This window comes from Paenibacillus sp. J22R67 (assembly GCF_059692175.1).
This window is the reverse complement of record NZ_JCAUAX010000017.1, coordinates 68,596-90,525: the sequence shown is the minus strand read 5'-3', so window position 1 is coordinate 90,525 and position 21,930 is coordinate 68,596. Positions and strand designations below refer to the sequence as shown.

General features: G+C 42.8%; 23 protein-coding genes. 11 read left to right on the top strand and 12 right to left on the bottom strand.

All coding sequences use genetic code 11. The features are described from left to right. From AC58VC_RS35235 to AC58VC_RS35180, 12 genes are all read right to left on the bottom strand, one after another. Positions 1-873 (bottom strand): hypothetical protein, encoded by an 873-nt coding sequence (locus tag AC58VC_RS35235; protein WP_497376189.1) that lies wholly within the window; start codon positions 871-873, stop codon positions 1-3. Between the two features lie 12 nt (positions 874-885). After that, the gene (locus tag AC58VC_RS35230) at positions 886-1,818 is read right to left on the bottom strand and encodes a hypothetical protein (RefSeq protein ID WP_497376188.1); all 933 of its coding nucleotides are present in this window, start codon (positions 1,816-1,818) and stop codon (positions 886-888) included. A gap of 4 nt (positions 1,819-1,822) precedes the next feature. Further along, positions 1,823-3,280, bottom strand: coding sequence for an ATPase, T2SS/T4P/T4SS family (locus tag AC58VC_RS35225; RefSeq protein WP_497376187.1), 1,458 nt, complete (start codon positions 3,278-3,280; stop codon positions 1,823-1,825). A gap of 57 nt (positions 3,281-3,337) precedes the next feature. Then, complete coding sequence (locus tag AC58VC_RS35220) at positions 3,338-4,573, bottom strand: CpaE/TadZ family protein (protein WP_497376186.1); 1,236 nt, start codon at positions 4,571-4,573, stop codon at positions 3,338-3,340. Positions 4,574-4,592: 19 nt separating this feature from the next. Continuing rightward, entirely contained in the window at positions 4,593-5,303 is a 711-nt protein-coding gene (locus tag AC58VC_RS35215) for a CpaB family protein (protein ID WP_497376185.1), read from the bottom strand. 152 nt (positions 5,304-5,455) lie between these two features. After that, positions 5,456-6,415: a PfkB family carbohydrate kinase gene (locus AC58VC_RS35210; protein ID WP_497376182.1), complete on the bottom strand. Its 960-nt coding sequence runs from the start codon at positions 6,413-6,415 to the stop codon at positions 5,456-5,458. 6 nt (positions 6,416-6,421) lie between these two features. Further along, positions 6,422-7,018, bottom strand: a complete 597-nt coding sequence (locus AC58VC_RS35205) for a TetR family transcriptional regulator (RefSeq protein ID WP_497376180.1) — start codon at positions 7,016-7,018, stop codon at positions 6,422-6,424. Positions 7,019-7,046: 28 nt separating this feature from the next. Next, positions 7,047-8,213 (bottom strand): YhgE/Pip domain-containing protein, encoded by a 1,167-nt coding sequence (locus tag AC58VC_RS35200; RefSeq protein WP_497376178.1) that lies wholly within the window; start codon positions 8,211-8,213, stop codon positions 7,047-7,049. 229 nt (positions 8,214-8,442) lie between these two features. Beyond that, entirely contained in the window at positions 8,443-8,916 is a 474-nt protein-coding gene (locus tag AC58VC_RS35195; RefSeq protein WP_497376176.1) for a hypothetical protein, read from the bottom strand. Positions 8,917-9,139: 223 nt separating this feature from the next. Further along, the gene (locus tag AC58VC_RS35190; protein WP_497376174.1) at positions 9,140-9,376 is read right to left on the bottom strand and encodes a hypothetical protein; all 237 of its coding nucleotides are present in this window, start codon (positions 9,374-9,376) and stop codon (positions 9,140-9,142) included. Further along, the gene (locus AC58VC_RS35185) at positions 9,325-10,443 is read right to left on the bottom strand and encodes a chymotrypsin family serine protease (RefSeq protein WP_497376172.1); all 1,119 of its coding nucleotides are present in this window, start codon (positions 10,441-10,443) and stop codon (positions 9,325-9,327) included. The genes AC58VC_RS35190 and AC58VC_RS35185 overlap by 52 nt, the downstream gene beginning before the upstream one ends. 750 nt (positions 10,444-11,193) lie before the next feature. After that, the gene (locus tag AC58VC_RS35180; protein WP_497376170.1) at positions 11,194-11,442 is read right to left on the bottom strand and encodes a hypothetical protein; all 249 of its coding nucleotides are present in this window, start codon (positions 11,440-11,442) and stop codon (positions 11,194-11,196) included. A 161-nt stretch (positions 11,443-11,603) separates the two neighbouring features. Here AC58VC_RS35180 and pdxR point away from each other — a divergent pair, with 161 nt between their 5' ends. The 11 genes from pdxR (at position 11,604) to AC58VC_RS35125 (ending at position 21,923) form a co-directional block, all read left to right on the top strand. Then, a complete protein-coding gene (gene pdxR, locus AC58VC_RS35175; protein ID WP_497376168.1) occupies positions 11,604-13,040 on the top strand; it encodes a MocR-like pyridoxine biosynthesis transcription factor PdxR in 1,437 nt (478 codons plus the stop codon). Between the two features lie 158 nt (positions 13,041-13,198). Beyond that, positions 13,199-14,725, top strand: coding sequence for a spore germination protein (locus AC58VC_RS35170; RefSeq protein ID WP_497376166.1), 1,527 nt, complete (start codon positions 13,199-13,201; stop codon positions 14,723-14,725). Continuing rightward, entirely contained in the window at positions 14,703-15,830 is a 1,128-nt protein-coding gene (locus AC58VC_RS35165; protein WP_497376164.1) for a GerAB/ArcD/ProY family transporter, read from the top strand. Before AC58VC_RS35170 ends, AC58VC_RS35165 begins: the two co-directional genes overlap by 23 nt. Further along, positions 15,820-16,917, top strand: coding sequence for a Ger(x)C family spore germination protein (locus AC58VC_RS35160; protein WP_497376162.1), 1,098 nt, complete (start codon positions 15,820-15,822; stop codon positions 16,915-16,917). The genes AC58VC_RS35165 and AC58VC_RS35160 overlap by 11 nt, the downstream gene beginning before the upstream one ends. 261 nt (positions 16,918-17,178) lie before the next feature. Then, the gene (locus AC58VC_RS35155) at positions 17,179-17,517 is read left to right on the top strand and encodes a thioredoxin family protein (protein ID WP_497376160.1); all 339 of its coding nucleotides are present in this window, start codon (positions 17,179-17,181) and stop codon (positions 17,515-17,517) included. 30 nt (positions 17,518-17,547) lie between these two features. Further along, a complete protein-coding gene (locus AC58VC_RS35150; RefSeq protein WP_497376207.1) occupies positions 17,548-18,096 on the top strand; it encodes a pyridoxamine 5'-phosphate oxidase family protein in 549 nt (182 codons plus the stop codon). Positions 18,097-18,166: 70 nt separating this feature from the next. Next, positions 18,167-18,649, top strand: coding sequence for a DinB family protein (locus AC58VC_RS35145; protein WP_497376158.1), 483 nt, complete (start codon positions 18,167-18,169; stop codon positions 18,647-18,649). A gap of 507 nt (positions 18,650-19,156) precedes the next feature. Continuing rightward, positions 19,157-19,486, top strand: a complete 330-nt coding sequence (locus AC58VC_RS35140; protein WP_497376156.1) for a PadR family transcriptional regulator — start codon at positions 19,157-19,159, stop codon at positions 19,484-19,486. Between the two features lie 13 nt (positions 19,487-19,499). After that, positions 19,500-20,366 (top strand): pentapeptide repeat-containing protein, encoded by an 867-nt coding sequence (locus tag AC58VC_RS35135; RefSeq protein WP_497376154.1) that lies wholly within the window; start codon positions 19,500-19,502, stop codon positions 20,364-20,366. 18 nt (positions 20,367-20,384) lie between these two features. Then, positions 20,385-21,155 carry an ABC transporter ATP-binding protein gene (locus tag AC58VC_RS35130; RefSeq protein WP_497376152.1) on the top strand — a complete coding sequence of 257 codons (771 nt, stop codon included), beginning with the start codon at positions 20,385-20,387 and terminating at the stop codon, positions 21,153-21,155. After that, entirely contained in the window at positions 21,156-21,923 is a 768-nt protein-coding gene (locus AC58VC_RS35125) for an ABC transporter permease (RefSeq protein ID WP_497376150.1), read from the top strand. The last annotated feature ends 7 nt before the right edge of the window (positions 21,924-21,930 follow it).

Here is a 21,930-nt window from a genome sequence, read left to right as displayed (position 1 = left end):
TTAGTTAATTGCATGAAATAATCGTTGACCTTCAGCGACCCATGGATACATAAATACCCGGAACGTATTCAAGATCGGCAGTCCGGCCAGTACAAACAGCACATAGGAAACCGCCTCTTTTTTACTCTCCCGGACTAATTCCATCTTCTCTTTGTAGTCCTGAATCCTTTGCTTGAGCAATTCATAATAACTGGCGTGCTCATTCAATCGGAGCACATTCAATGTCTCCCCGAAACTATGCGCTTCGTCCGTCCCCAACCTTATTTTGAACTGGGCAATCGCCGCTTCCGACCCTTGATACCATTCATTGAGCAACAGCCCGAATTGCGTCCGAATTGAACGGGTTTGAGGAGCGCATAAAGATAGCTTTGCATGCAAACTCATATGTGAGTCATTGTAATAAAGCAGATGATGACTAATGACGTAAATTTCCCGCACGATGCGATTTGCCCTCTTTTCCTTCAACTGAGCCAGTACTTTTTTATCGAAGAACAAAAATAGCAACATGCAGATGGCCCCGGTTAAGACATAGATAGGTTCAATAAATAAAGTGAGTATTGGATGCTGTAAGCCAGCATATCCTAAAGCCCCTATTAGAAAAGTTGCCCCTAACAACATTCTTCTACTGCCTTCATAGAGTCCTGCATTCATCCGAATGCCACAGCCCAGCAGCAGTTGACGCTTCTCTTCTATAATCTTTGCCTTTAACCCTAAACTTTTGAACAACCAGTCAGGAAGCTGTTTCTGCCGAAGCACGCCCATAACTTGAGACGTCCTCCACCTATTCGCCCGAACAGGCACAAGCATAATACCGTGATAAACTGCCGTCATGATAAACACAAATAGAAGCACATTGGATGCAATCTGAATCATTTCAATAGCACCTCACATTCTTCGCATTGAAAGATAAATTCCCATGATAAAAGAGACGAATATGAGCAAAAGCGCGTCCAAAATCATATTTCGTCCGCCAGGGTCCAAAATATAGTATAAATAGGCATTGTCAGCGTTTACTTTGAAATTAATGAACAAAAATAAGGCAAGAAACAAAATCGGCGTAAAATTGGCAATCCGAATCTCCAACAGCCGATTTCGCTCCATTTGATCGGATCGCTGCGCTTTTCGCATGTCGATGATTAGCTCTTTGAAGCTATCGCCAACAAAACTCCCTTCCGTCAATGCGACACGCATAATACCAATGAAATACTCAGCCCATGCATGACCCAATGTGAGTGAAAAAATGCGCAGACTCTCCTCCTTATCTCTTTGTGTCATCAAATTACGATATAGCTGTTCAAATACAGGCTTAATCGGATACAAAATACGGTTTTCCTCCAAACAATATTTCAGCGCCATTTTCATATTTTTATGAGGATCTACCATATAGTACTGATAAAATACTTCTACAGCCGGGAGAAACTCCAACCGGGTTTGCAGCCTGACACTGACCAGTTTAAGTCGAAGCAGCACATAAGGCAGCGACATACAAATACAAGTCGAGATCAAAACCCCTTTTATCGATCGAAAATACAAGATTCCCGCCAAAACACCAACTAAAAATAAGACAAAAGTCACCACCAGCATCGTTTGCAAGCTCATGCCTAATTCGACGGATTCCATCATCTCCTTTACATGCTTAATCAATCGACTTCTATTGCCCAAATATGCGCTGAAACGATTGCCGAATGAAGACATTTTGACATAATGCAGCCTAAATCTGGCTTTGCGCTGTCGGATCACTATGTGTAAAACGGATCGTACAGCCAAGAATACGACGATAAACAACAACACCAGAAAGGCATAGGTAGCGAAAATCATGCCATTACTCGCCTTCTTTCTCAATAAAACCGAGCTTCATCAACAAACCATACCCCTCATGGTCAGCCTTACTGATTTTCCGCGATGCAGGTTGCGACAATTTCCCGGGAAATTTCCATTCGTCTGTCGACTTGTCATAAGCTGCGAGCTCCGTCACGCAAACCTCCGCATTTTCGTAGCGATATTCGACGATCCGCACAATCTTCCTTTTCCCGTGGACAACGGCCATCTCCATCCCGATTTGTGTCACAAATGTCGTTATCCGCTTGATCAAACGCATAGGGTCCATTCCCCTACCGTCAAGCATGCACATGTCCGTAATCGCATCAGGAACATCCTCAAGTTCACTTACGTGTACAGAAGTAATACTGCCTTCATGACCTCTCGTACAAGCCCTGACGTAAAGGTTCGCATCCTCGTCTCGAATTTCGGCGTGACAAATCCGTTTCGGTGATTGACGTAATGCCAGCTTAAAAGCCTGTAAGCCGGAATGTCTCGGATCTTCCTCATCAATTTCGTATTCGACGATATTTTTGTACGGAAAATCACGCTTCAACTTTAATTCAAATCGCGATTCGATCGTAATAATCCTTTCGTTATGATCCATTTCAGCAATGATTGCTTTAATAAGGTTGGTTTTACCCGAGTTCGTAGGGCCAATAACGACTATGTTAAAATAAGAACGGATCAAACACCGAATCAATTGCTCCATTCGATGATTCATTGTGGCAAGCTCCGCAGAAGCCAGAGTCGCCAAATCAAACCTCTTTACGGTATAAAAACGAATCGTCAAAGTCGGCTCAGCCGTAAATCCGAAGCCGGTCATCGTCACTCGCGATCCATCCCGCAGCATGACCTCGGCCCAGCGCTTTCTAGGATTCAGCGTATCATTGTTAAAAAGCACCAAATTTTGTTGAATTCTTTCTAATTCACGTACAGAAGGAAGCACATAAGAGGATGGGATCGCACTCCCGCCACGCACCTCAAAAATCTGCCTGCCCACAACCTGGATCTCTTCAAGTCCCTCCTTATGCTTCAATACTAGCTCCAGTACATTCATTCCGATAATTTCGGCAAAAATCGCCTCTGACAAAGTCGTATATCCGCTGGTCCGGGGAGGCATACTGGTGAGCCTTCTTTTTGAAACGAGGTCATGAATAACGGCAAGCAGCTTCCCACGATCCTCCTCATAACCAAGAATGGCGCGATTCAGCGTCTCATTATACAGTTGTTTCTCCGCCTCAGTCCTACCTTTCAATGTCACAAGCTCACTGCGAATGTCCTGTACCCACTGATCAAAAATCACATCTTCCTGTGCGGACTGTCCATCAGCTTCCTCTCCCAAATCGCTGCAGCTATCTCTAGTTCCTGTCTCTAATTTAACCATTTTCTCTATGCTGCAGCTGCTCCCGGCGTATGTTCCTGCATCTACGACCTTTTCCTTCAATTTTCGTTCGTGCATATAAGTAATAATTGAAAACCTTTCCTCATTCACTCCTTTCACCCCGCCTCCGTGTCATTAACTTGCCGTTTTTCTCCCTGTCATCAGCTTCTGCAGCCATGTAATTTGCCGAATCGTCTCCTTTCTGGGCAGCTTATACAAGTCGGCTAATTTGGCCGCAACGGCCCTAACCTCCTCATACATCGGATGACTTGGGTTCAGCATGTCGAGAAGCTTGCCTTGATTACAGCGAGAAAGTGCGTCCCCATGCTTAGCAATCTGTCCTATCAAATGCAGTTGCGTTTCCTTGCGAATATCTTTAATCGTAAATTCATTATGCTTCGATTGACGTTCTGTCTGAACGGCCATTAACTCAAAACCATCCGGCTGCAAACCAAAAACCGAACCAACCTGTCTAATCCACCGCGAAAAATCTTCTTGAAAATGAGCAATATCTGCTGTCGTAACGACAACTTTGCTGTCAGCTTCCAATAACCCGCAAACAGTCGCCGCATTGTCCCAATAAGCATTAACTTCTATAACACAAATATCGAAGGCCTTCCGGGCAACACGCAGCAAATGTATGATTTCCGATGGCGAAAAGAACTCCGCCTGCTCGCGCAGCATATTCCCATAGAGGACATACAGACCGTGGGCTTCTTTCGGTTTATCACAAACGAGCAGCAGCCTCTCCGGCGTCAAACTTTGAGCTTTTAGCTCCGCGCGTAAGCCATCCAGCGTAAACCCATTTTCGTCTCTCCCTAAATAGCGGTGGAGCTTAGAGCTTTTTAGATTCAAGCACACATACCCCACCTTCTGCGACGTCTCCGCTGCCAGCGAATAAGCCACACCAAAAGAGGCCAAGGTCGTCCCGATATTTGGAGTGGAACCAATAAATGTAATTAACTTGCCTACAGGCTGTTGATATCTTAACTCTCCTCCAAACCCATCTACCCAAGCCCGAATATCATCAGCAATGACTGCGGTACTGCGCCCTGGCTGAATGTAGTCCAACCTCATGAGCTTGCACATTTTCACATACTTCTCGTTGATCGTTACGTCATGATAGTTGGAGAGCAAAACAATGATTTTCAAGTCTGGCTTCATTTGCTGCAACCCTTCAAGGAACTCCTCCAAACCGCCAAAATCAAGTTCCCGATCCGATATAATCACATGTGAAAAAGTTAACTCCGCTAAATGGCTTATCATATCTATCGCCGATGATGAAATCATCCACTTCAATGGTTTTCTATAAACGACATGAATAATTTCGTCTATTAATCTTTGATCTGTTGAAAGTAATCCGATATTCATCACTCATCCTCCTTATCTCTCAATCTCCAGTCAAAATCGAAGAGGAACTGAAAGCAATAACAAGCTTTGCTTTCTTCGAGTTGCATAAACGATCAATCTCCAACCACTCATTTTCTGTTAAATTCAAATTGATTTGGTCAATGGCCCCGTTAGCTTCCAAGCGGGAAGCATACATTTTCTCCTTATCACCTTCCACCTTGGATAATAGATTTGGATTTTTGGGATTGTCCACTTCCACATTCGCCGAAGATTTTACAGAAGCAACCGTAATTTCTTTTTCTTCAAAAAGCCTGCGTGAACTGCCGTCATCCGTACCCGAGACATACACACGAACACGGTCTCCCGCTCGAATACCGTTAGATACCGACAGCAAATATTCTTTAGGCATTTGGAAAGTTGCCTGCCGCTCATTCGGAAGCATATGATAGCGGTTTACCTTCCATTTTAAAATTGGCTCCTTCGTGCCCAGCGGTATCAGCGTTTCCTGCCCAATAATTTCGTTCAGACTAGTCAGCATACCTGAGGTGTAGCTTCCCTTTTGAACAGGGCGAAGTTCCACCATTTCCTCACGTATTAAGACTCCTGCACGAATAAAATCTTTTGGAACAACGACCGGAACCGTCTGCTGCATCTCCACCTGATGAACTTGCAGCACATATACCCCATACACGAGCATAGCCGCCATAACAGCAGCCACCACAGCAATAAGCAGGCTCCTCCTGCGATTCAAACTCTCACCTCCATCGACTTAAAAACAAAAAAAACGCAGCTCTCGGACATTCATCCGAAATCTGCGTTCTTCGCTCATTAAAAATATCATAGAATCTTCCATATTTCAACATAAATTACGAAAGAAACTCGTTCCTGTTTCACTCACTTCCATTATTGCACTTCCGCAAGCGTTGGAAGCGCAGGAATTGCACCGCGTCGCGTTGTGGTGATGGCTCCCACGCGGTTGGCAAAGCCAAAAACGCGCTCGGCGACGCCAGCTTCAGCTAGCGCGTCAACAATGTTCGCAGGCGTCACGTTTAGCGACGCCAGCTGAAAGAGCATGCCGCCGACGAAGCTGTCGCCGGCGCCTGTTGTATCCACGGCTGCCGCTGGCGTGCCGGGGATGACAACATCCTGCCGCGCGCTCACAACGCGGCAGCCCTCAGGGCCTAAAGTGATGATAATCACTTTAGGTCCGCGCTGCAGCAGCTGCTGCGCCCCAGTGGTCGCGTCCACGCCGAGGAGGAACTCGATCTCCTCCTCGCTGACTTTGACCACATCCGCAAGCGGAAGCTGCGCAAGGATCTCTGCCCGGGCGCTATCCGCGCTCGGCCACAGCGCAAGGCGCACATTGGGGTCGTACGACACCAATGCGCCAAGTTCTTTCGCTCGGCGCGCTGCGTCCAGCGTCGCGGTGCGGCAAGGCTCGGCGATCAGGGATACCGAGCCGAAATGATAGACCGCTGCGTCTTCCAGCCACTGCGACTGGACTTCGTCTGCTCGCAGCAGCATGTCCGCCGCCGGGTCGCGGAAAAACAAGAAATCGCGCTCACCGTCCGCGCGCAGCGAAACAAAAGCCAGCCCCGTCTTCGCCTCATCGGTCTGGACAACGGCCGTTTGCACGCCGACTTCGTCAAGCGTGCGTACGAGGAAATCGCCGAAGGGGTCTCGGCCGATTTTGCCGATAAACCTTGCGTCGCCGCCTAGTTTGGCGACCGCCGCGGCCACATTGGCCGGTGCTCCGCCCGCCGCCCGTTGGAAGCTCGTTACGTCCGCCAAGGCTTGTCCGTTTACTTCGGGTACGAAATCGATTAAAAGCTCACCTAAACACACAATATAGGTTTTACTCATAAGTCCTTACTCCCCTTTACTCTGATAGCCTAATGCGTTCAGCACATAGGTGGTTGTTTGCTGAATAAGCGCTTCCATATCGGGTCGCGGGTCCGAAAAAAGCGGCTCAAAAAAGTCTCTTTGCTTATAGAAAAATATCGAACCTAATACAAACATAAGCGTACTGTCCAGAGAACCGAAGTGAAAAAGCCCCTCATTCCTTCCCTTTTCAAGCAGATACCTCACCCTTTCCCATGCCGGAAAAACAAGAGATCGTATCTTATCAATCCGTGGGGATGCCATAATAATTTCCATTTGAATGAGACTAATCATTTGAGGGTCTTGATTCCGGATCCAAATAATTTCGGCAATAATCGCCTTAATTCCTTCTACAGGATCTTCAATGTCAAAGAGGCCGGAAAGCTTATGCGATGGGAAAAACTGAAGAAAAATTTCATGGAAAACACTCTCTTTTCCACCAAAATAATAGGAAACCAGAGCCACATTGGCCCCGGCTTCCTCACAAATTTGACGAACGCTTGTAGCATCATAACCATGCTCTGCAAATAACTTTTTTGCAGCGAGTACAATCTTCATCTTCATGTCTGACTCTTGGTGTGCCATACTTTAGCGCCCTCCTTATAATGAAAAGTTAAGCGGTTTGTGATAGCTGTTGTCTGGTAGCAGGTACAGCCTTTACTTTTTTAATAGATACAACCACAAAATCAACAGCTAATGCTATAACTGCAATCAGGAGCAATAAGCTTATTTCTTTACCTACACCAGGACCGCCGAATAAAATATTCATCAGACCGTTAACCGCATAGGTGGCCGGGAATGCATTGCTCATAGAATGATAAAAGTGCGACAAGAGCTCCCTTGGCACAATGGCTCCAGAAGACACCAATTGCAAGGATAACATCGCGATGTTAAATAGCATACCTGCGTTCCCAAACAATGTCAAAAACATTTGTGCAACAAACGCAAAAGTGAGCAAGAATAAGGATTCAAACGACCATAATGCCATAAATCCTTTCTCAACATGTCCGCCCAAAGCAACAACCATCGTCGCGCTGATGAGTCCAACAACGACTGCAGCAACAACGGTCAGCATGAAGCGTGCCGCTAATTTCCCCATTTTACTTACAGATGCGCCGACAAGATTCGTGGATACGCTGAAGTTCATACCCATGATCATAGTTCCTACAATAGAAGCAAGCACAAGCATCATAGGAAGCATTTGATTCGGCATATCTTTCACTTTATTTGTACTCTGAATATCCGAGGTTACCTTGTTAGCCAGTCCTTGAGCAATTTTCCCCGCTTGTTCAGCCGGCAGCTTCGGAGTCAATTGAGTAAGCGCGGCAGATGCACCAGCAGCCACAGCTTCCTTGTTCACCGTTTCCGTTACATTGCCTGCTACCGCCTGCATCACGGGCTTCATCATAGACGGATTGGACTCATTGATTGTGTATGAAATCGGAGCTGTTTGCCCCGGTGTTTGCAGCTTATTTGTAAAATCGGATGAGATGTGTATAACCATTTGCACTTGGCGATTGTTAAGCATTTCTTGCGCTTTGTCATTTGAGTCTATTTGATCGGTTTGAAAAGGCAGATTCGCTTTCAAATTGCTCGCCACTGTGTTCCCCATGCCTTGATCTTCATTGACGATAGCGATCTTCAAATTCTTAGTGTTATCAGATACGCCTGAATAGCCAGTCATCCAAATCAAACTAAATAACAGCTGAAACATAATGGCTGTAATGATGCCTACCTTCGTCGTGCCTTGCTTAAGAAATGCGCCTAGTGCTTGTTTCAAGTTTACCACTCCTACTTAAATTTAAACGATCATTTTAATTAAACGTTTGTTTAAGTTATTATAGGGGGGAGCTTTATGTCTGTCAATATAATACCAACCGTCCCCAGGGCCAGTGACACTCCAAATCCTACTCTACACGCTCTCTACCCGGCTGTCCTTTAAGCTTTCCTAGCAAAATGGCAAGACATATTCAGCTTGAAATAATGGGGTTTTTGATTTGGATTCATTTTTAATGAACAACTTCAATAACTGATTTGTTTGTCTCAAGTTCGTAATCCCTTCGATTTTCTCCATCAATAATTGTAAATTTTGCAATTGCTGAAACCTCGTAAAAGCCGGGGGTGTCCAACTTATATTTATACTCTTCTGTGGCTGGTTCTTGAGTTTTTAATACTCTTATATTACCGATATCCTTCATTCCAAACGAGTTTATTTGCTTCCCAGTACTATCTCTAATTGAAAAGTAAAAAATACCTGTAGCATGTTGAATCGTAACCTGATTGTCTCCTGAATTCAACAGACTAGCTTTAATCGTGAACCCTTCATTTGACTTTACTTGTTTTGGGACATCAATGTTAACAAAATAAGGTTCTGTCTTTGCTGAGGTAGGAATTGTTTCGGTTATCTTCTCTTTCATAGGTAAGGACTGACTGCAAGCACACCAGAGCAAGGACGATAATAATAAAATTCCCAACATCCTCATACATATCACCTCCACAGTTAATAAACGTAAAGGAAGAGAACAATGTTTCAACCTCTTCACATACTGATTTGGGTCCCTTTCATCGAGTCAAATTTGTTCGCTTACTAAACTAAATATGTGGTAGAGCCGGCAGAACGCGAGAAACATACGCTACCATTTGTATTGCATTGCTATTCGTTGGACACAAAAAGGCGCTTCATAAAGAAGCGCCTGGATTAAATTTTTACTGCCTTAACAGAACACCGTTCAGACTGAGATCAGAGTATGTCATCCAAATAGGTTCGTATACTTGGTATGTACCAGGATCTACAATGTCACTTTCGCCTGGGTCAATCGTAAGTCTACCTGAGTGAGTACCTGCCAAATCAAACGTATAGGACTGCCTATTGTTGTCATATGCATAATCTGTTAGAACAACCCCTCCACTATCTCCACCTTGAGCATTATAACCCTGTGACATGACTTGATTTTCATTGTAGCCATAACCTGCAATCCCCCACCAGATGTCAACGTTAGCATAGCGAATTGTGCCAGATAGGAGAGAGCCCGTTGTCGCCCCCGCATATAGATTGTGTCACCAGGTGTATCCGATACATAAACACCAACTATCGGAACTGTACCCTGATAAGGGACAGTGGGAGAGCCACTGTGATTGCTAAGTTCAATATACCCAGCATCGCTTACCGCATCTGAACCATCAGGATTCGAAGAAGTAGTTCTGAATGTAAAATTACCAATTGTTGCTGTTGTGTTAAATGGCTGAAACCAGGCCGTTGATGAACCAACTGGTACACAATGACCGGTTGTAACTAAAACTGGTTGATCAGAAGCATTTATTCCATAATAGCCAGTTGAACATTCTGACCAGTTTGTTGTAGTACCTACAGTTTGATAGTTTCCCGCTATCCTTGCTCCAGATGGTATACTAGTACCATAATCAGTTGTATCAGCGTGTTTTTCTTTTTTAATTGGATTTTCCCAAATTTGAATTAACCCTTGATCAGATACTGCTGATAGTACCATATTTTTATTTTCAGACTTGTCCAGAAGCACAATTAGTTTATTATTAATTGTATCTGGAATTAAAGCTTTCACGGTACCACCAGGCAGTGATTTTTTAATTTGTTTTTTTGCCTCATCGATATCTTTTTTTGAGTACTTAGTGGTCTGGTATTCGATCTTATCTTTGTGCCTCACTATACTATCAATCTTATCTTTAAGTTCTTTTGAATCCTTAGTAATTTGAACAACAAGAGTTCCCTTGTCAGGTTTATAATAATAACCGGAATAAAGTTCTGGATTCTCCTCAATAACTTCCTTTATATTTCCGATATCTTCTTTTACCTTCTGCTTTTCCGCGTAATCCTTTAAGTGCGCTGTGCACTTTGATGCTTCCGAGAGAGTTTTGTACACATTTTTGTCCTCTGCTTGAGTAGCAGCCACAGCCGTAAAATTATTGCTTAGCAATGTTAGGGCAACTACAGAACTGATCAATAAGTTTTTCTTTACTGATAACGACATTGACATCATCAATCTTCCTTTCCAAGTATAAGATAGAATATATTCCCAATACGTTTAACACTTTAATATATTTGTAATTGATTCGCCTCCTATCCAATTATAGGAAGACGCAATCATTAGGATGTGTTTGACGATCAAGACCCCGTAGTCAGAACGCAGCCTGTCGAACGGCTTGGATCTCGTAAATCTGAAAGAATGTATGGTGAATAGGGAGAATTTCGGAGTAGCGGATTCTATGCTTACTGTAGTAAAAGAGCTAAAGTTGAAATGCTTCTATATGAAGGAAATTGAATTTGAAACGGAACAGAACTACGAGTGAATATGGATGCTAGAATATATGAAATGGAACTGAGTTCTTGTGAAGATAACCTTTGCGGTAAAAGCCCATCATCGATCGTGATGACGACTTTCCTCAAAAGCGATAATCTTTAATAATGCATTCTGACGACACAAATGTTCCTACATAAAAAGGCCTGAATTGACAAGAGACAAGAAGAAATTACTCTGTTATGTCCTTAAATTTGTGTCGTTTGAGTACAATGTAGGCACTTTTGCGTCGCGAGGACGTGACAAGGAAGTACCTACATAAAAAAAATAAAAGCCCATCTATACGGGCTTCTTAAAAAATAATGTGGGCACTTTTGTGTCGTTAGATTCTGACATTAAACAACAACAAGAAGAAGAAAAAAAAGAAAGCCATGGCTAGTTGCCTTGGCAGATTTACTGAATACATCATAATGGTGGCGGTATTCATCTTCAATATATGCTCTTATCAAGCTCATCTTTACGAATGAGAAAAGCCCCCCCAATGGCGATAAGCAAAGGACTTGCTACAATTGCACTACAAAGCAAAATAAAAGATATCAAAGCTGCCAAATGGTCCATCTCCTTTCCATAGTTAATGACATCAACCGTAATACTAATTACTATCATAAAATTGAAGGGGGCGAATGTAACCAACCAATCAATCAGTTTTTCAAGCCATCCACTAACTCCACTAACCATACATCACCTCAATTATTAATAGACTTCATCTTCGGATATGATTGGTAATGTTCACAGAATGCTAATGATAAAGCCGAAAACATCGATTATTTTTCGTAGATAAGTGGTATTATAAATTTAAAATTTGTGTGGGTTGATTGAACAATCAAGGGGATTTTAAGATGTGGAAACCTGATCGTAGTAGTAATAAAGCTCTTTATGAGCAAATTGCCGACCATCTCGAACAAAGAATTTCATACGGGGAATTTCCTCCGGGCAGTTTGCTGCCGTCTGAGCGGAAACTTGCTGAACAATTTGATGTGAACCGCAGCACCGTCATTTCTGCATTCGCGGAACTTCGGTCCCTTGGGATTATTGAAAGTCGTACGGGTAGCGGGACTCGGGTAAGTACATCCAAATGGGGGGCCACTCCGAAGCATACTCCAAACTGGAGTCGGTTTGCCGAAGGTGGAAGCTTTCTTCCAAACCTGCCCTTTCTGCGAAGGATTCGCGAAGCGTTAGTCCAGAATCCTTCGCTTATCGATTTTGCTAGCGGAGAACTATCTGGTGATTTAGCACCCACAGATGAAATCGCTACATTAATGAGTAGAAACGCCTATACGTCCTATTTGGGTTACGATAACCCTCAAGGTTCGACGCCATTAAGAGAGGCTTTAGTAGAATATCTGAGTAATTATCGAAGAATTCGGACAACGGAATCCTCCATTCTTATCACATCGGGATCTCAACAGTCGTTATTTTTAATCACGCAATGTCTTCTCTCTCCAGGTGATGCAGTTGCCATTGAAGATCCCTCCTACTGCTATTCTCTGCCTATGTTTCAATCAGCTGGTCTTCGTTTGTTCCGCCTGCCGGTTGACAATCATGGCATACAGCCAGAAGATATTCGCGCTTTATACAAAAAACATCGAATTAAGATGGTATTCTTGAATCCGAACTACCAGAACCCGACGGGTACGGTACTAAGTGATGAAAGGCGCAAACGTCTTCTTGATATCATTTGTGAATTAGGACTACCTGTTGTGGAAGATGATCCATATAGCTTAACATCTTATGAAGGCATCCCTCCTTTGCCACTCAAATCAATGGATACTATGGGTTCAATTCTATATATTGGCTCATTCTCCAAGATCGCAGCCTCTGGTTTACGGATAGGATGGATGGTAGCGCCTCGTTCTATTGTGGAACGACTAGCCGATGCTAGACAACAGATGGATTTTGGATTAAGCATCATTCCGCAGCAGGTGGCGGGACAATTTTTACAGTCACCTTATTTGGGTCCCCATTTGGAGAAATTGCGTATCCAACTTCAATTTAAACGCGATTTACTCATTGAATCCCTAGAGAAGGAACTTTCAGGTCTAATTGAATACGCGGCGCCAGAAGGGGGATTGCATTTTTGGTGCAAATTGATCCCGAATATTCCGGACGCTAAATTGTTGGAAGAATCGATTAAGAATGGAATTATATTTGTACCCGGGAGTGTGTATGGTTCTGATTCGGGTTACGTGCGCTTTACATTCGCCAGAACGAAGCCGGAGGACATTGAACTAGGGATAGCGAGATTTGCTAGAGCAATACGCGAGTTGATTGAATGAAACAATTGCCGAGTGATTTTTCAGCAAAACCACAGCACAAAGAGGCCCCATTAAGTTGGGAGCCTCTTTTGTTTTATTACGCTCTTCTGCCCGGTACATATTATCGGAACTTTCGATCCATATTATAGATAATATTGGTTTTAAAGGAAGGTATTGAAATGGGGCGCTTTCGAACGAAAATCAAAAAACCTTTCCAAAAGAATACAGATACAGATTTATCCAACCCACTTCCTACTACGCCCGAGTTGAATAGTCATTTAAAAGCTCCTAAAGAATCGCTGACAGAAGCTAATTATGAAAGGATACTTTCACAAATTGGGGATAGTTTTGACCTTGTTCATCGTTCATTTCATCAGGATGAAATTCACATCATTTATTTAAGTTCAATAGTAGATTCCAACACGTTAGAGTGGGAAATACTTTCACCCTTAAGAGAAGTTTCGTTCGATACTTCCGAGATTTTTTTTCAACAATCCCTGTTTAAACGAGTAAATAATCAAGAGGAAGTCATACAAGGAATATTAGACGGTAATGTAACAATGTTCGCTGGAGAGTATACATTTTTAATCAATGTGCCAGGACTCGAGGAGCGTGCCATTTCACAATCTGAAACAGAAACTGTCATCAATGGGCCACATGACTCTTTTACTGAAGCATTAAAAACGAATGTATCTTTGATTAGAAGAAGAGTCAGAAGTCCTCGCCTAAAAATGATTACGTTGTCTGTTGGTGAAATTTCCAAAACAAAAGTTCTTATCATCTATATCGAGGGTATTGCAAAAATAGATATTGTGAATCAATTGAAAGGAAGGATTCAATCGCTTAAAGTTGACTCCATTTCTGACTCCAATGTTTTGATCCAAATGTTAGATGATCATCAACTTTCACCATTCCCCCAATTTTATACCACGGAAAGGCCAGATATTGCTGTGACTAAACTATACGCTGGAAAGATCATTGGACTTGTCGATGATAGTCCAAGCATTTTTTGTACGCCTTCCAGTTTCTTTGATTTTTTCGAGTCTCCAGATGACTATAATCAGCGTTGGACTATAGGAACAGCAGTCAGGATTCTACGATTCTTCGCTTTATTTATTACATTAATACTCACAGCTTTTTATGTCTCTATATGTACGTTTCATTACGAAATGATTCCACAATCCCTGCTGCAAAGCCTTATGCAGTCTAGGAGTAGAGTACCTTTTCCGCCTTTCGTTGAAGCTCTGTTTTTAGAAGTAGTCATTGAACTATTAAGGGAGGCGGGTGCGAGACTGCCTACAAAAATTGGTCAAACAATTGGTATCGTAGGCGGTATTGTGATTGGTCAAGCAGCTGTTGAAGCCGGGATTACCAGTAATATCTTAATCATTGTTGTTTCTGTATCGGCCATTGCTTCATTCATAGTCCCAAGTTATATAATGAGTGCTTCCATTAGAATCGTTCGGTTCTTATTTATTGTAATGGCAGGACTTTTAGGTAATATTGGCATTTTCTTTGCATTAGGAATAGTAACCATCCACTTAACTGGATTAACCAATTTATCCTCACCTTATTTCAAGCCCGTTTCTCCAACCCTTTTCGGAAATTGGATGGATAGTATTATTAGAGCGCCTTTTTATAAATTAAAAAAGAGACAACCAGCACATTCTTTGAGACAAAGCGATGATGAAAATGAGAGGAACTAATGGTGACCCTATGAAAGAACGGCTCCATCCACTTCAACTGTCTATACTAATTTATTCCATTCAAAATGGTCTTGTCTTGTATACGTTACCTCGAGTAACTGCTGAGTATTTTGGAACAAACGGCTGGTTAAGTATTATTTTTACATTCGTGATCGCTAATATAAATATTATGTTGATTGCAATGAGCTATAAACTGGGTAAGGGAAAGTCAATTTTCGAGATAATTGGAGCAACAGTTCCCAAATGGGTCATGGTACCTATCTATTTGTTTATTATTTGTGTTTGGATTGGGATGGCAAGCATGATTATGAGGGATTATATCTTCATAATGAAAATGATCTTTTACCCATCATTACCCGCCATATTTTTTGTCATTTTCTTTACTCTTCTTAGCTTCCAATTATTAAGAGGTGGAATTTTCCATATTGCTAAAGCATTTGTGGTTTTAATTTGCTTCGTCCTTCCGATGATTTTTTTACTCTTTTATCTTATTCCAGAATTTGAGTTTTCACGTTTCACGCCCTTCCTTTTTAAAGGAGGAACCGATTTTTTCAAGGGGACACTTCATGTTTATACCGCCTTTTTAGGAGTTGAAGTTTCCATGCTTTTTTTCCCCATGGTAGATAATAAATGGACGAAATCACTTTATATCGGTAATTTTTTCTCAACGGCCGTATATCTACTTGTCACCTTTATGAGCTTTGGCTTTTTTAGCTTCGATCAAATATTAAATGATCTCTACCCTGTTATGACATTGTTTGAATATACAGAGGTTCCTTTCCTTTCACGGGCCGAAAATCTTTGTTTTTGTGTTTTTACCTTCAAGGTTTTATCAACAACTGTCATATATTACTGGGGGGCTCAGCAAATCTTTCGGAATATGATGAAAAAAGTAAAACCTAATTTGTGGATACTCATCATCCTCGCAATGGGTTTTATACTTGCCCTTTTTCCTAATTCCGTCCTTGATGTAACGAAATGGTTAAAATTATTAAGTTATTGTGCAACAGCTATTGCTTGGTTATTACCTCTATTCGTGTTAGGCATCCTCGCTATTCAAATTCTTAAAAACCAGATGCATAGGGAGACAGATCATGCAAAATAAAATGATTGTATTGATCGCAATAAACTTTTTGCTTGTAACAGGTTGTGCAGAAAGAAATATTATTGAAGATTTAGCCGTACTTGAAGCTGGTGCTTACGACTTGTCTGAAAATGCTGAAAACCCACTTACAACAACAGTCCTTTTTCCCACTGTTACTAAAGAAGGAAAGTTTGATACTTTGACTCTTACGGCTAATGGTAAATCTGTTCATGACAATTTTCTTAAACTTCAGAATTTAACCAGTCTAAAGATCGTTGGAGGGCAGGGTACCATTCTCTTTGGGGAAGAACTATCAAAAAAAGGGCTAATAAATATTGTCAAGACATTTACAAGGGATCCAGAAATCGGAACTCGCATTAAATTTGCAATTGCAGTGGGGGATGCCGGAAAATTTCTTCAAAAAAAGTTACCTTCTGTCGAAGATAATGCTGAATTTCTTTATGCATTTTTGGAAAAAGCGGGGAAACAGAATAACGTTTTAATCACGAATCAATATCGCTTTTTAAGGGATTATTACGACGATGGTATTGATCCGGTACTACCCGTTTTTGCCTATGAAGGTGAGAACATTGAATTAAAAGGATTGGGTATTTTTAAAGGAGATCACTATGTTACAAGCCTATCCTTAATTGAAACACAGATCCTTCATTTTTTACTCGGAGACGTCAAGAATGGCAGATTAATGATTAGTATGAATAATGAAGAATCAGGTGAACATTATCAACTTTTATTAAATAGCATTAATTCTGATAATGATAAAAAAGTGAACACAAGCGATATGTCGGTAGAAATAAGGTTAAATTTAAAAGGAAGCGTCATTGAATACACAGGCACAATGGATATAAGTAAAGAAAAGCACCAAAAACAATTGGAAGATCAGGTTGAAAAATATCTAATGACCAATTCAGAAAAGCTGTTAACCAAATTAAAAAATTATCAAGCAGATCCTATTGGAATAGGCAAGGTGGTTCGCAATCGCTTATCCTATGAAACATGGCACAATATGAACTGGACTATGAAGTATTCAAACATGAATATAAAAATAAAAGCAAAAGTAGATCTGATTAATATCGGAAAATCAAAATAAGCTCGCCATCCTATCAATCGCTTTTCACATCATCGTCCAATAATATCGTACCTCAATTCCTTTTTTTTATGTAGGCTGCCCCTCTCCTATGTAACAATCAAAAGAGGATTTATCTGGTTACTTCCCAATCGGTATAGTTCGTGATATAGTTTCATACGTAACCTTCAAAAAATAAATAGAATGTTACGAACGACGCTGCAATAGCAGCTATCGACGTCGAGTAGTTTTAGGAGCATAACGTAAAGCATTCATTCACAATATATGGAGAAGGGATTGATAACCATGGAACGGATTCAAACAAAACAGCAATTTCAAGAGAAAATCAATAGTGCTAGCTACACAATTATGAAATTCGATGCAACTTGGTGTCATGATTGTAAAAATTTAGAACGGTTTATCGGTGATATTGTAACAGAACACTCGGACAAGCAATTCTATGCCGTAGACTCCGAGCAGTTCGAAGAGCTTACCGAAAAATATGATGTTAGAGGAATTCCAAGCCTGCTGGTTTTTAAGAATGGGGAGAAATTGGCACACTTGCACAGTAAGTTTGCCAAGACACCTGAACAAATTCGAGAGTATTTGGATACGATCCATTGAGACCTCACTATTTGAAAGGCGATGATAACGATGTTTCCACTTCGCAATGTGAAACGCAGCTCAGCAGATGACGATAAAATCCAACACTTTCTTAACCAAGCCAAAATTGGATTTCTCGGCCTATCCTCAGAAAACGTCCCTTATGTCATTCCACTCAATTTCTCTTTTCTGAACAACGCCATTTATTTTCATGGGGCCGAAGAAGGAAGAAAAATTACGTATATCGAGCAAAACCCGCGAGCTTGTTTCACAATCAGCGAAAATTACGGAACCATCACGAGCCCCGTACCCGCTAAAACGGATACCGCCTTTATGAGTGTGATCATCGAAGGCAATTTGGAACGCGTAACCAATTTAGATGAGGCGACGGCCGCCATGCAGGTCATGCTGGATAAATATGTTCCAGGCTATTATGATAAGCCGCTGGGACGAACCCATTTGGATCGGTATGTTTCGCCGCTAGGTAGTAAAACCGCCATCTTTAAATTAAGCGCGGCCTCCTTGACAGCCAAGGAGAAAGCCGAAATCCCTGATCGCATGTTCTATGAAGGCAGAACCGTTCAGAACGACCGGCCGTAACTCCTTAATTCGAAGTACTTTGTAGGATAGAGGCAAATTAACAAATTAAACAATCGAGGAGCGACACAGAATGGAAACGACTATTTTCGAAGAACTGATCAATATTAGAGCAGAAACACTGAAAGCATTTGAAGGCCTAACTGAAGAACTCGCAGATCGGATTCCCACTGGTTTTCGCAATAACATCCATTGGCACCTGGGTCACATCTATTTCGTAACGGAATACTTGGCGACTTCGCAGCTGAAAATCCCACTTCATATGCCAGAAGGGTTTACTGATCGGTTCGTTTCCGGAAAGTCGCCGCTTGATGACACCTACCCTGCTTCACTTCCTAATCCTACATTGCCAGACTTGAAGACCCTGCTGACCGAGCAATTAGATAGAATTCGCAAGCATTATCCGATGGACCGCTTGAACGAAAGTGTATCTGTCATTAATACCTCTACAGGACTCGCACTAGTAACTCCAGAGCAGTCGCTCCGTTATAACCTGTACCATGAAGGATTGCACTTCGGGGCCCTTTCCATTTATAAAAGATTATTGTCTCAATGATTGCAAAAGTGAATATATGATTGAACAGTGTATCCCCGAGTAAATGCTCGGGGATTTGTGCTGTATATTGGGGATGGTGCCCCATGCCATTTGTAGGATGAGGGTGTCCCATTAGCCAAAGTATTGGCTGTGGGATACCCTCTTTTGTTTTTCGCGGCTGTTTACTTTGCTAACGGACACAGCAGCCTCTATTCGAAGAAAATGAAGCCTATTTAAAAGCTAACGGACACCAATGCGGCTATTCACATGATCTGCGGTGTAAAAAGGCAGTTTATTGATAAATAACGACTCTCGGGTCCGTTATTTGTGAAAAAAGGCTCATTTATCGATTATAACGACAATGGTGTCCGTTATAGAATTCGGTTCACATACAATCTTCCAAACATCTACATTGTGTCCCCTTGTATTGTACGAATAACACTAATTACTCTGATTATGTATTTTGTTTATAAAAGTACCTTGACAGTCAAAGTAATATGTCGTATCCTATAAATGTGAGGTGATGACATGAGCGAAAGCAAAATTACATCCGACCTGCTGCGCGGACATACGGATACAATGATTTTACGGCTTCTGTCCGAAGCAGATCGGTATGGCTATGAGGTTGTCAAACTGATTGCCGAGCGTTCGAGCGGCGAATACGAGTTAAAGGAAGCGACGATGTACTCCAGCTTCCGGCGGCTCGAGGCCGACTTGGATATCGAGTGGTACTGGGGCGATGAAACGCAAGGAGGACGTCGCAAGTACTTTAGGATTACGGAAAAAGGTAAAGATACTTACACCCGTAACAAAAGCAACTGGGAGTACGCAAAACGCGTGTTAGAAAATTTATTATAAGGAGATTGATATCATGAATCAGCAATTGGCGAACTATTTGAACGGTGTTTTCACACCATATGACGGGGTAAAAAGCGTGACGGAACTAAAGGCGGACCTGCATTCCGATTTGCAAGAGCGGTACAGAGAACTCAAAGCTGAGGGCAAAGATGATGAAACAGCTCTGAAGATGACAATTGAGAGCATCGGCGACATCGAACAAACAATTCTTGAGGTGGCTAACCTCACCCGCTCACTGGAACGACAAGTGCTGATTAACTTTAGCGCAAGCAACCTGGTGAAAAGCGACTTTGCAGGCGTTATAGCCCATAAAGGGCAGTTCAATGGCAGCGCTTTGCACGGATCCGACTTTTCAGGCGCAGATTTGACGGGCAGCTCATTTAAAAGCAGCGATGTAAAAGAAGCCAACTTCGACCGCGCGAATCTGACGGACTGCAGCCTAACCGCGATTGACCTGGCAAATGCAAGCTTCAATAAGACAATCCTTGTCCGAACCAATTTCAGCAAGTCGGGGCTTAACGGAGTCAAATTCACCGGAATAAGAATGACCGACGTGACATTATCGATGACCGATCTAAGAAAAACGACTTTCGAAGGTTGTTCCTTTGATGGGGTTGACTTCAAGTACACCGATCTGACGGGGCAGCGTTTTGACGGACAGACGTTTATCGGCGTTAAGTTTGACAAAGCGGCCTTAAACGAAGTTTCGTTCCGAAATGCAACACTTAAAAATGTGTCATTCCTGTCGGGGTTTACCTTGTCTAAGAAATATTACAGAGCTATCAAAAGCATCTGCTTTGACGGCGCAACGATGGATAAACTGACCTTTGCCGCACTTAAAGGTATGGAAGCTAATTTGTCAAAAGTTACTGTCATTTAATTTAAGGGAGGGAATCTGATGCAAACCGTGCATACAAAACCTATTCAAGTAAAAGGACTGGAGAAATCCTACAAGCAGCATCAAGTGTTAAAGGGTGTAGATTTCGAGGTGGAAAAAGGGAGCATTTTCGCACTCCTTGGCTCCAACGGGGCAGGCAAGACAACGGTTGTCAAAATCCTCACGACGCTGCTCAAAGCAGACGGCGGAACTGCCGCCATCAATGGATTGGATGTCGCGTCCAACCCCGATCACGTACGACAGGTGATCAGTCTGACGGGCCAATTCGCCGCGGTGGATGAAATTTTGACCGGGCGGGAAAATCTCATCATGATTGCGAAGCTGCGATACCTCAAGGATCCGCGCCAGGTTGCGGAAGACTTGCTTAAACGCTTCGGATTGACAGACGCAGCCGACCGCAGGGTGGCAACTTATTCCGGCGGTATGCGCCGCAGGCTCGATATAGCCTTGAGTCTTGTAGGAAAACCGCAAATCATCTTCCTTGATGAGCCTACCACTGGACTCGATCCCGAGGCACGTATCGAGGTTTGGAAAGTCGTCAAGGAACTTGCCGACGGCGGAACGACCGTGCTTCTCACGACGCAGTACCTGGAAGAAGCCGAGCAGCTTGCTGACAAGATTGCCATTCTACACGAGGGCAGAATTATTGCGAGCGGCACTCTCTCGGACTTGAAAAAGCTGTTTCCATCTGCAAAGGTGGAATATGTTGAGAAGCAGCCGACATTAGAGGAAATATTCCTAGCGATCGTCAGCAAAAAGGAGGAAAAATAAATGGAATCGGTAAAAAATCATTTCTTCAGCGATGTTAGCGTCATGCTTGGACGTTCCATGCGCCATATTTTCCGCAGCATGGACACCATCGTCACGGTCACCATTATGCCGATCGCGATGATGCTCCTGTTCGTCTATGTGTTAGGTGGTGCCATTCAAACCGGAACGGATAACTATGTGAATTACCTGCTGCCCGGTATTATATTGATAGCTATTGCTAGTGGCGTTTCCTATACGGCTTACCGCTTGTTCATCGATGTGCAGCGGGGCATCTTCGAGCGGTTTCACACGATGCCGATTGCCCGTTCCACCTTACTATGGGGGCATGTCATCACCTCGCTGGTATCCAATGCAATCTCCGTTGTCGTCATCATTCTAGTATCGCTGATTATGGGTTTCCGATCATCCGCTGGCGTGCTGCCATGGCTTGCCGTTGCCGGCATACTCGCACTGTTTACGCTAGCCTTAACTTGGGTCGCGGTAATTGCCGGACTGTCTGCAAAAACGGTCGATGGCGCGAGCGCCTTCTCCTACCCGATTATCTTCCTGCCATTTATCAGTTCGGCATTCGTGCCAACCGAATCGATGCCGACCATCGTTCGCGTCTTTGCTGAAAACCAACCGGTGACCTCGATTGTTGAAGCCATTCGTGCATTGCTGTCAGGTCAGCCAGTAGGCAATGAAATATGGGTCGCGCTTGCTTGGTGCATCGGCATTATGATCGTAGCTTACTTATTTGCAATGAGGGTGTACAAAAAGCGGATCTGACAAACGA

Excerpts from the sequence above, each read along its gene's own strand:
- AC58VC_RS35180 (WP_497376170.1), bottom strand. The coding sequence starts at position 11,442 with ATGGTTAGTGGAGTTAGTGGATGGCTTGAAAAACTGATTGATTGGTTG.
- AC58VC_RS35205 (WP_497376180.1), bottom strand. The coding sequence starts at position 7,018 with ATGGCACACCAAGAGTCAGACATGAAGATGAAGATTGTACTCGCTGCA.
- AC58VC_RS35135 (WP_497376154.1), top strand. The coding sequence starts at position 19,500 with ATGAATCAGCAATTGGCGAACTATTTGAACGGTGTTTTCACACCATAT.
- AC58VC_RS35130 (WP_497376152.1), top strand. The coding sequence starts at position 20,385 with ATGCAAACCGTGCATACAAAACCTATTCAAGTAAAAGGACTGGAGAAA.
- AC58VC_RS35125 (WP_497376150.1), top strand. The coding sequence starts at position 21,156 with ATGGAATCGGTAAAAAATCATTTCTTCAGCGATGTTAGCGTCATGCTT.
- pdxR (WP_497376168.1), top strand. The coding sequence starts at position 11,604 with ATGTGGAAACCTGATCGTAGTAGTAATAAAGCTCTTTATGAGCAAATT.
- AC58VC_RS35145 (WP_497376158.1), top strand. The coding sequence starts at position 18,167 with ATGGAAACGACTATTTTCGAAGAACTGATCAATATTAGAGCAGAAACA.
- AC58VC_RS35235 (WP_497376189.1), bottom strand. The coding sequence starts at position 873 with ATGATTCAGATTGCATCCAATGTGCTTCTATTTGTGTTTATCATGACG.
- AC58VC_RS35210 (WP_497376182.1), bottom strand. The coding sequence starts at position 6,415 with ATGAGTAAAACCTATATTGTGTGTTTAGGTGAGCTTTTAATCGATTTC.
- AC58VC_RS35150 (WP_497376207.1), top strand. The coding sequence starts at position 17,548 with ATGTTTCCACTTCGCAATGTGAAACGCAGCTCAGCAGATGACGATAAA.
- AC58VC_RS35165 (WP_497376164.1), top strand. The coding sequence starts at position 14,703 with ATGATGAAAATGAGAGGAACTAATGGTGACCCTATGAAAGAACGGCTC.
- AC58VC_RS35190 (WP_497376174.1), bottom strand. The coding sequence starts at position 9,376 with ATGTCACAGGGTTATAATGCTCAAGGTGGAGATAGTGGAGGGGTTGTT.
- AC58VC_RS35170 (WP_497376166.1), top strand. The coding sequence starts at position 13,199 with ATGGGGCGCTTTCGAACGAAAATCAAAAAACCTTTCCAAAAGAATACA.
- AC58VC_RS35155 (WP_497376160.1), top strand. The coding sequence starts at position 17,179 with ATGGAGAAGGGATTGATAACCATGGAACGGATTCAAACAAAACAGCAA.
- AC58VC_RS35160 (WP_497376162.1), top strand. The coding sequence starts at position 15,820 with ATGCAAAATAAAATGATTGTATTGATCGCAATAAACTTTTTGCTTGTA.
- AC58VC_RS35185 (WP_497376172.1), bottom strand. The coding sequence starts at position 10,443 with ATGTCAATGTCGTTATCAGTAAAGAAAAACTTATTGATCAGTTCTGTA.
- AC58VC_RS35140 (WP_497376156.1), top strand. The coding sequence starts at position 19,157 with ATGAGCGAAAGCAAAATTACATCCGACCTGCTGCGCGGACATACGGAT.
- AC58VC_RS35220 (WP_497376186.1), bottom strand. The coding sequence starts at position 4,573 with ATGAATATCGGATTACTTTCAACAGATCAAAGATTAATAGACGAAATT.
- AC58VC_RS35225 (WP_497376187.1), bottom strand. The coding sequence starts at position 3,280 with ATGCACGAACGAAAATTGAAGGAAAAGGTCGTAGATGCAGGAACATAC.
- AC58VC_RS35195 (WP_497376176.1), bottom strand. The coding sequence starts at position 8,916 with ATGAGGATGTTGGGAATTTTATTATTATCGTCCTTGCTCTGGTGTGCT.
- AC58VC_RS35230 (WP_497376188.1), bottom strand. The coding sequence starts at position 1,818 with ATGATTTTCGCTACCTATGCCTTTCTGGTGTTGTTGTTTATCGTCGTA.